Source organism: Streptomyces sp. JJ36 (genome assembly GCF_021696945.1).
Classification (GTDB): Bacteria; Actinomycetota; Actinomycetes; order Streptomycetales; family Streptomycetaceae; genus Streptomyces.
On sequence record NZ_JACYHE010000119.1, the window covers coordinates 1 to 9149 of the forward strand.

8 protein-coding genes and 1 pseudogene are annotated in these 9149 nt (G+C 75.2%); 6 read left to right on the forward strand and 3 right to left on the reverse strand.

The features are described 5' to 3' along the window. Window positions 1-54: 54 nt before the first annotated feature. From HOY81_RS26080 to HOY81_RS26090, 3 genes are all read right to left on the reverse strand, one after another. Complete coding sequence (locus HOY81_RS26080) at window positions 55-1242, reverse strand: S8 family serine peptidase (RefSeq protein WP_237323170.1); 1188 nt, start codon at window positions 1240-1242, stop codon at window positions 55-57. After that, window positions 1239-2075, reverse strand: coding sequence for a hypothetical protein (locus HOY81_RS26085; protein WP_237323171.1), 837 nt, complete (start codon window positions 2073-2075; stop codon window positions 1239-1241). Before HOY81_RS26085 ends, HOY81_RS26080 begins: the two co-directional genes overlap by 4 nt. A 162-nt stretch (window positions 2076-2237) precedes the next feature. Beyond that, window positions 2238-2858 (reverse strand): hypothetical protein, encoded by a 621-nt coding sequence (locus HOY81_RS26090; RefSeq protein ID WP_237323172.1) that lies wholly within the window; start codon window positions 2856-2858, stop codon window positions 2238-2240. Window positions 2859-3347: 489 nt separating this feature from the next. On the opposite strand from HOY81_RS26090, the gene HOY81_RS26095 reads away from it, so the two are divergent. The 6 genes and pseudogenes from HOY81_RS26095 to HOY81_RS26120 all read left to right on the forward strand — a co-directional run. Beyond that, window positions 3348-4193 (forward strand): hypothetical protein, encoded by an 846-nt coding sequence (locus tag HOY81_RS26095; RefSeq protein WP_237323173.1) that lies wholly within the window; start codon window positions 3348-3350, stop codon window positions 4191-4193. Window positions 4194-4249: 56 nt separating this feature from the next. Further along, complete coding sequence (locus HOY81_RS26100) at window positions 4250-4660, forward strand: pyridoxamine 5'-phosphate oxidase family protein (protein WP_237323174.1); 411 nt, start codon at window positions 4250-4252, stop codon at window positions 4658-4660. Between the two features lie 366 nt (window positions 4661-5026). Continuing rightward, entirely contained in the window at window positions 5027-6016 is a 990-nt protein-coding gene (locus tag HOY81_RS26105) for a zinc metalloprotease (RefSeq protein ID WP_308341214.1), read from the forward strand. 468 nt (window positions 6017-6484) lie between these two features. Further along, entirely contained in the window at window positions 6485-7618 is a 1134-nt protein-coding gene (locus HOY81_RS26110) for a SagB/ThcOx family dehydrogenase (RefSeq protein WP_237323176.1), read from the forward strand. Window positions 7619-7820: 202 nt separating this feature from the next. Next, the gene (locus HOY81_RS26115) at window positions 7821-8816 is read left to right on the forward strand and encodes a helix-turn-helix transcriptional regulator (protein WP_237323177.1); all 996 of its coding nucleotides are present in this window, start codon (window positions 7821-7823) and stop codon (window positions 8814-8816) included. After that, window positions 8807-9149, forward strand: a pseudogene (locus HOY81_RS26120) (putative protein N(5)-glutamine methyltransferase); the annotation flags it as partial. The gene HOY81_RS26115 and the pseudogene HOY81_RS26120, both read left to right, overlap by 10 nt.

The following is a 9149-nucleotide window of genomic DNA, read 5'->3' on the forward strand; positions in this document are numbered from 1 at the left end:
CTGCCGCGCCCCGGGCCGCACACGGCGGCCGCACGGGGCGGCGGGCGCGGCGCGTCAGCCGGGGCCGCTGGACGTGCGGCGGCGGGCGCGGGCCCCGCTGACCGCGAGGAGCACGCCGATCACCACGGCGACCAGCCCGGGGCCGCCGATGACGGCGGCCGCCGTGGTGTCCTCCGGGTTCCGGCCGACCTCGGTACGGGGCGGCGTCCCGTCGTCGCCGGGGCCGAAGTGGACGCCGGCTCCCTTCTCCGTGACGGGCAGCGCCGGCTTCTCCGGCGTCAGCTTCGCCGCCGCCTGCAGCGCGGCCGCGGCGTCGACGGTGCCGTATCCGGTGCGGGGGTCGTGGCCCTGTTCCGCGGTGGAGGCGGTGCGTTGCAGCACCTCCTCCACCTGACGCGGCGCCAGGTCGGGGTACTTCGCGACGATCAGCGCCGCCACTCCCGAGGTGAGAGCGGTGGCCGACGAGGTGCCCTGCACCGGGCTGCGGCCGCCCGCGATGTCCGCGGAGTGGATCTGCACACCGGGCGCGGCGACGTCGTTGTAGGAGTGCACCTGGCTGAAGACGGCCCGGGAGCCGTCCGGCGTGGCGGCCGCCACGGCGACGACGCCCGGGTAGGCCGCGGGGTAGTGCACCTCGTTGCCGTCCCCGCGGGACACGTCGCCCGCGTTGCCGGCGGAGGCCACCACGACGACGCCCTTCGACAGCGCGTACTGCACGGCCCGGGCCTCGGACTCCGAGTAGGGGCTGAACGCGCCGTCGGCACTGCCCAGCGACATCGAGACGACGTCCGCGCCGGCCTTCACCGCATGCCGGATCGCCTGGTGCAGTGCCGCGGCCTCCTCGGGGTCGCCGCCCTCCTTGAGCGACTCCTCCCAGGTCTGGTACTGGGGGTCCTTCTCGTCCCGGAGCGTCCGCAGCCCGAGCACCTCGGCCTCGGGCGCCACGTCGAGCACGCTGGAGGCCATCGAGGTGCCGTGCTTGCCGTACCAGGGCTCGTCCCGGTCGCTCTTCCCGCCGAGGAAGTCGGGCCCCTCGGTGGCCCGTCCCCGCAGCGCCGGGTGGTCCGTCCGGATGCCGGTGTCGACGACCGCGACGGTGACGCCCTCGCCCTTGCTGACGTCGTGGGCGGCGGGCACGGACAGGGCGGGGAGTTCCCAGCCTTCCGCCGCCGACGCGGCCGGGGACGAGGCGAGCAGCAGCAGGCCGGTCAGGACGGGCACGATGGTCGGTCGGTACCTCATCGGCGGCCCTCCGCGTTCGCGGCGAGCGCCTGGGTGTAGCTGTCGAGCACCTGGTCGCCCACGTTCCCCCAGCGCCGTTCCTCCTGGGCCCCCTGGTCCGTCCAGGGCGCGGGGAGCCGGCCGACCGTGCGGGAGTCGTCCGTGGGACCGATGCTCACCACGGCGAGGTACGGCCCCTCCTCGCTGACGGGCTGCGCGGCACCGCCCACCGCCAGCTCCGCCTTCCACTGCGCGGCGGCGGTGCCGGGGAAGCGCGCCGGGTACACCAGCGGGCCCGGGTCGACCGAGACGCGGAACTGCTCGGCGATCCGCGTGGCCTCCTGGTCGGAGCCGAGCACCACGACGCCCAGGGTCAGGGCCATGTCCCCGCTCAGGTCGACGTAGGTGGCCCGCAGCACCGTGGTGCAGCCGGCCGGTGCGACGGCTTCGGCGAGGTCCTTGCGCAGCGCCTCCTCGCAGGAGCTCTCCTCGGCGATGCCCTGGCGGGACCACCCCTGGACCGTGACCGCCGTCGTGGTCTCGGTGATGCGGCCGGGGAAGATCTCGTCGCTGCGGAGGTTGTGCCAGGCCACGCGCTCGAAGTCCGGGTTCGGCACCTGCCGGCTGCTGTTGCGGAGGTTGTTCCCCTCGATGACGACGCCGAGCAGCAGCGGCAGGGCGCCGAGCACCGTGAGGACGATGCCGGCCTTCTTCCGGGCGCCGCCCTCCGGCTTCCCGGGCGGGGCGGGCGCGGTGCCGGACGGTGGCGGCCCCGCGGGCGGCGGCCCGTACGGCGCCGGGCCGGGGGACGGCGGGCCGTACGACGGCGGCCCGGGGGGCGGATCGGTGTGCATGCGTGCACCTCCGTGAACGGTTCGAACCGGCTGTGAGTCGGTGCGCCGCGCGTGCCGCGGCGCACCCGCGCCTGTGTGCCCTGCCAGGACCGCCGTCGGCGGGGAGGACGATCGGGGTACGGGTGGGTGCGCGCCGCCCCGCGCGCGGTCCCACCCGGCGGGTCAGGTGCCGTACACCATGCGCGGCTCGCGCCAGTGGTTCCGGTCCAGGTGCGCCTGCGCGGCGCGGTGCAGCCGCTCGGGGCCCGCCTTCTCACGCCGCCGGGCCACCTTCTCCCAGTCGGAGGGGCTCACGAACAGCAGCACGTCGCTGCCCGGGACCACCAGCACACCGCCGAACGGCGGGTCGCCCGCGAACCAGACGCCCTGCTCCACGCCCTGGAGCCGGCCCCGTGGACCCGCGGCGTCCATGGCCCACATCCACAGCGCCCCCTGCTCGCCCGGCACCCGGGGCCGTACGGTGTGCACGGTGCCGTGGAGCAGCCGGCCCGTCTCCCTCCGGTCGAGGGCCGGACGGAACTCCATCGGGTAGTGGCGCAGCACCCTGGCGCACTGGCGCAGCCGGACGGCGAACCGGGCCCGCAGCAGCGTCAGCAGCAGCACCGCCATGCCCACCGGAGAGGACAGGAACCAGAGGACGGAGTCGGGTGCCCCCAATCCCCGGACCACCACGAACGGAGTCCCGAGGAGGGCGGCCGCCACGGCGGTCCGCACGGTGAGCAGCCGGAGCAGGCGGGCGTGGTTGCGCCGCAGCACCCGCGCCACGTCCGGCGGCTCCGGCACGGGCGCGCCCGCGGGGGCCGGCGCTCCGGCCGGCGCCGGTGGCCGGTCGCCGGAGCGCCCCGGACGGGCGTCCCCGTCGGGGTGGTGCGTCCGCGAGCGGTGTGCCCGGGACGGGCGTGCGTCTCCCATAGGGCAGCTTCCCCCGTTGCCCGTCGTGATGTGCGCAGTGCGGCAGGGCCGTTGGTGGCCACGCTCCGCGGCCCGCCGGGCCGCGGCCGGTCAGCTTACTGGTTCGGGCCGCGCGGCCCCACCGGCGCGGTACGGGTGCCCGGCTGCCGCGCCGGTGCCACGCCGGGCGGGAGCACCGGCGGGGCGGCGCCCCGGGTCGCCGGGCGCCCCCGGCCCGCCCGCCGCCTCGTGCCGGCCGTGGGGCGCGCGCCCCGCACCACGCCGGTAGGGTCGGCGCACGCGTCCGTGGCCGGGCGCAGTGGGACCGCGGGCCCCAGACCCGGGCCCCGCGCCGAGACGTTGCGGAGGCGAGACCGGACGATGCCCGAGGAACGGGAGCGCACGACGACCCCGGAGGCGGCCGCCCGGGCGGCAGGACCCGCCGGCGCGGGGAAGCGCCGGCCCGCCCGGCTGCGCGGACCGGCGCTGTGGGCGGCGGGCGTGGCCGCCAGCTACGGGCTGCTGCTGACCCTGCGCAGCGACACCTTCTTCTTCCTGGCGGTCCCGGGCGTCCTCGGCCTGGTCTGCCTGGTGGGCATCCGGGTCGTCGACGGGCTGACGCAACCGGTGGGCGGCGCCGCCGCCGTGTTCGGTCCCGCGCCGGGGGAGGGGGCGGGCGGCCACCGGGCGCTGCTCCGGCTGTACCGCCGGGTGCTGCTGCGGCGATACGCTGTCCTCGCCGTGCTCACGGCGCTGTTCCTGGCCGTTCCGGCCGTGCTGGACCCGCGCTTCCTCTTCCCGTTCTTCGGAGTCGGCGTCGTCTGCCTCGTCACCGGCGCCGGTGTGCTGCTGGACCAGGCGCGCCGGTTGCGGCGGTGCGCGCGGGTGCTCGCGGTGTACGACGTCGCCTTCCGGCGGCCCGTGCAGCAGTTGGAGAAGCGGCCCTACGGGCGCCGCTTCCTGCGGATCGGCGGGACGGGCAGCGACCTGCCGAAGATGTCCGCGCACACGCTCACGGGGCGGGGCGGGTGGCCCGAGGGGATCGCGGACGGCGTGTGGTTCGCCGGCGACGACCCGTTCGGCGGGGTCCTCGTGGTGCCGGGCAACGGGGAGTTGATGTGCATGCAGCCGCTGGACTGGGACGCCCTGGCCGGGGAGCGGGCGCAGGCGGACGCGGAGCGGCGGGCCCGGGCCGAGCGGGCCGGTCTGCACACCAGCACGATGTAGGGCGCCGGGCGCGGTGGGCGCCGGTGGCGGGGGAGGCGGCGGATAGATTCGTCCGCATGGCAGTCTCCGAGGACCCCGGCTATCTGGCCTTCTGGCGCGACGAACGCCACTACGCGACGCTCACCACGCACCGCCCGGACGGCACGCCGCACGTGGTGCCGGTCTGCGTCACCTACGACCCGGACACCCGCACCGCGCGGGTGGTGGCGAGCCGCGGCAGCCGGAAGGTGCGGAACATCCGGGCGGCCGGGCCGGAGGGCGCCCGGGTGGCGCTCTGTCAGGTGGACCGGGCGCGCTGGGCGACGCTGGAGGGCCGCGCGGTGGTCCGTACCGAGCGGGAACCGGTCGCGGAGGCGGAACGTCGCTTCGAGGAGCGGTACGGGCGCGCCCCGCGCCCCAATCCGGAACGGGTGCTCATCGAGATCAGCGTGGACCGGACCATGGGCCGGGTCGCCGCGCGGTCCTGACGGGGGGACAAGACCCTTTCCGGCCAACCTCTGTACGCGCCCCCGGGCGCAGAGGAGCACGACCCGGCGCTCCGATATCCGGTACACCACGGCACGTATGCGTACACTCCCCCCGGCCCGGTTCCGGCCCGCAGGCGGGAACTCCGTGCTCAGCGGCCCCCGTACCGCCCGATTTCCCCGCGCGGAGCCGCCGGACGGCCCCGGATGATCCGGCCGGTTCACTTCTCCGTCCCGTTCCGGCCACGCCCATAGCCTCCGGCCCGGCGGTGAGGAAATCCCTCCCGCCGGTGTCCGTGAGGAGCGCACATGCGCCGATACGACCGAATACCCCCACGTACGCGCCGTCGCGTACTCGGTGTCGTCGCGGTGGCCGGATCCCTGGCCCTGGCGCCGGTGGCCGCATCCACCGGTCAGGCCGCGGCGGACGGCGACAGATCCGCCGTCGCGGGGAGCGCCGTCCAGCAGGCGGCCGAGGAGTGCCTGGAGGCCGAGGGCCACGGCAACGCCCCCGGCGTGGCCCGCGTCGCCCGCCCCCACGGCGACGAGGGCCGGGCCCACGAGCCGAACGCGGTGACCCCGCGGGAGGCCGCCGCGATGGACCGCGCCCTGGAGCGCCGGCTGGAGAAGCTGCGCGGCAAGGGGGCGCTGAAGAAGCCGTCCCCGAACGCACCGGCTTCGGTGACCATCCCGGTCTACTTCCACGTCATCCACGACGGCGCCACCGGCAAGCTCGCCGCCGGCGACATCGCCGCCCAGATCGACGTGCTCAACGACGCCTACGGCGGCCTGGGCGACGGCAACACCGCCTCCCCGTACAGCTTCGAGCTGGCCGGCACCACCTACACCGACAACGCCGACTGGTACCACGGCATGAGCCCGGACTCCCCCGAGGAAGCGGCGATGAAGTCCTCGCTGCGGCAGGGCGGCGCCGGCGCGCTGAACTTCTACACCGCCAACCTCGGCCAGGACCTGCTCGGCTGGGCCACCTTCCCGAGCTGGTACGACCGCGCCCCCGAGGACGACGGCGTGGTGGTGCTGGACGAGTCGCTGCCCGGCGGTTCGGCCGCCAACTACAACCAGGGCGACACCGGCACCCACGAGGTCGGGCACTGGATGGGCCTTTACCACACCTTCCAGGGCGGCTGCAACGGCAAGGGCGACCACGTCGCGGACACCCCGGCCGAGGCCTCCCCGGCCTTCGGCTGCCCCACCGGCCGGGACAGCTGCACCCGCAAGGAGGGCCTGGATCCCGTCAAGAACTTCATGGACTACACCTACGACTCCTGCATGACGCAGTTCACGCCGGGTCAGATCACCCGCATGAACGAGCACTGGGCCGCCTACCGCGCAAGCTGAGCGGCCGGCATCACGGCCCTGGTCCCGGGCGAGCCCGCGCATCCGGTGCGGCGCGGGCTCGCCCGCTCGTGCGTCCGGCGGCAGCGTGCGCCGGAGGCGGGCCGGAGTACGTCGCCACGGGGGAACACGCCCGGCATGCCTCGGGATCGCCCGTGACGGTCGTTTCGCCGGAAACTCCCCTGCTGTGCCACATGGCGGGTTCCGCGACCGGGCACCCCCCTCCGTGAACGGTCCACCACGGAACGTAGAGGGGAGGTGGCAGCGATGCGTCGCGTTGCGCTCGACGCCAGGCCGGCCGTCCGCGCCGACCGGGCAGCGAACCCGCACTGGCAGTGGCGGTGGCGCTGGGTCGGCACCTGATCAAGCGGTGTCGTCGTGCTCTCACCCGGGTCGTGGCCGGCCCTCCGGCCACGACCCTCCCGTTCCGCCCGCGCCCGCCGCCACCGGCCGCACACCCCCGGAGTCGCCATGCCGAGCCCACCACGCCTGCGCCGCGCCCGCTGCCTGACCTGCTACTGGCACGACGGCTCGTTCGTCGCCCACCCCTACCCGCACGGCACCCCCACCGCGCTGCACCCGGTGGCCGCCGAGATCCTCTCCGCCTTCGGGGACTGGACCACACCGGAGGCCGCGGCCGCGGCACTGGACCATCTCACCCCGGACACCGTCGAGGAGGCGGTGCAGGCGCTGTGCTCGGCCGGGCTGCTGCTCGCCGAGGACGAAGCCGACGCCGGACGGGACGCCCGCATCGCCGGGACCTGGGGGGTCTGGGCCCCCGAGGGGCCCTTCTTCCACTACGTCACCTCCGACGTGCCCTATCCCGAGGAGGACGCACCGCACGAGCCCCCGCCCGTGACCGCACTCCCACCGCTCTTCACCGCCCACCCCCGGGCCGACCGCGTGCTGCTGCCCCGCCGCCCGCAGGACCTGCGCATGCCGTACGAGCAGGTGCTGCACGAGCGCCGCACCGTACGGGACTTCACCCGGCAACCGGTGGCACTGGAGACCCTGTCCGCGCTGCTGGCCACCGTCTTCGGGCCGGTGGACTTCATCGACTGCGGCAACGGCCCGCTCTACCGGCGCACCAGCCCCGCCGGCGGCGCCCGGCAGGAACTGGAGGCGTGTGTCGGCGTGCTGAACGTCGCCGGACTGGAGCCCGGCGTCTACCACTACAACGGCCTGCAGCACTCCCTGGAGCTGCTCTCCGCGGGGCTGACGCGCGAGGAGGCCGGGCACCTCTGCGCCGACCAGGGGTGGGCCGGCGGCGCCGCGTTCCTCGTCTTCGTCACGGCCACCCTGGAACGGATGAGCGTCAAGTACCCGACGCCACGCTGCTACCGGGTGTGCCTGCTGAACGCCGGGCACCTCGGCCAGACCTTCGCCCTCACCGCCACCGCACTCGGCCTGGGCCCCGCCCAGACGGGCGCCTTCCACGACTCCGCCGTCGCCGAGCGCTGCCGGCTGGACAACGCCGCACGCATCCCGCTCTACGTGCTCGCCGCGGGCCACCCCCACCCCGAGCAGCGGGAGGCGCCGCCGCCCGCCGGGACGGCCGCCTTCCGCGACGCCGTGCTCAGCAGCTCCGCACCGGACGGGGGCTGACCGTCGCACAGCGCCACGGAGCCTCCCGGTCCCGTCACCTGCTGCGCACAGTCGTCACGGATCTTTGTCCGGGCGCTCCACCAACGGCGATTCAGCACATACCCTTGCCTCGACCCGCCCCGCGCCCACAAGGCGCCGGGTGCTCGCCCGACCAACGAGCCACCGGACCGACGGCTCGCCATCCGAGCAGCAGGGGGACGACTTGGGTGCCAACGTGATGTCCGTCTTCGGCATCTCTCCGGACGAGGAAGAGATGTACCGCTACTTCCTGCGCAACCCGGGCACCGCACCCGACGATCTGCATCTGCGGATGCGCACCGACCGCGCCACCGCCGAACGGGCCCTGGAACGGCTGCGGGACCTCGGCCTCGTCCGCGACCTCGGCGAGGACGGCGGCGGCGTCAATCCGGTCAACCCGGAGATCGCCATGGTGCGGCTGATGGACCGCCGGCTGCACGAGTTGCACGAGGAGATCCTCCGGGTCACCCAGTCCCGCTACATCATCGATGCCCTACGCGCGGAGATGGGAACGCGCGTGCCCTCGCCGCAGGGCGTGGAGCAGCTCACCGACCTGGCACAGATACGCAGCCGCATAGAGGACCTGGCGTTCTTCGCCCGCGAGGAGATCCTCTCCGTCGAGCCCTACACCGAGCTGACCCCGGCGAACATCGAACACGCCCGCCCCCTCGACATGCGGTGCCTGCGCCGCGGCGTACGCATCCGGAACGTCGTCCTCAGCAAGGCGCTCGGCCACGGCCCGACCGTCGCCTACCTCCGCGAACTCGTCTCCCACGGTGCCCAGATCCGGGTGGCCGACGACGTCTCCGAACGCATCCTCGTCTACGACCGGCGGCTCGCGCTCGTCCCCGTCGACCCCGACGACACCTCCCGTGGCGCCCTCCTCGCCCACGAGGGCGGACTGGTGTCCAACATCATCGCGCTCTTCGAGAAGATCTGGGACCAGGCGGAGGACCTGCTCTCCGCCGTCGACGAGACCGCCGAGACCCCCGCCCTGACGGAGATGGAGCAGCGCGTCCTCGGCTCCATGGTCTCCGTCGGCAAGGACGAGGCGGGCGCCCGGGAGCTCGGCATCTCCGTCCGCACCTACCGGCGGCACGTGGCCGACCTGATGCGCTCCCTCGGCGCCGCCAGCCGCGCCCAGGCCGCACTGCTCGCCCGGGAACACGGATGGATCTGACGGCCCCGGACGCCGCCGCCGTGGCGGCGACCCTGCGGGCGGCGGGGTGCGTCTTCGCGGAGGACGAGGCGGAGCTGCTGCGCGGCGCCGCCCGTACGGCGGACGAGCTGGCCGCCCTGGTGGGGCGGCGGGCCGCCGGGGAGCCGCTGGAACACGTCGTCGGATGGGCGGAGTTCTGCGGGCTGCGGATCGCCGTGGGACCGGGAGTCTTCGTACCGCGCCGCCGCACCGAGTTCCTGGTGCGGGTGGCGGCCGGGGGTTCGCCGGGCTCCGGGGGTGCCGGGGGTTCGCCGGGCTCCGGGGGTGCCGGGGGTTCGCCGGGCTCCGGGGGTG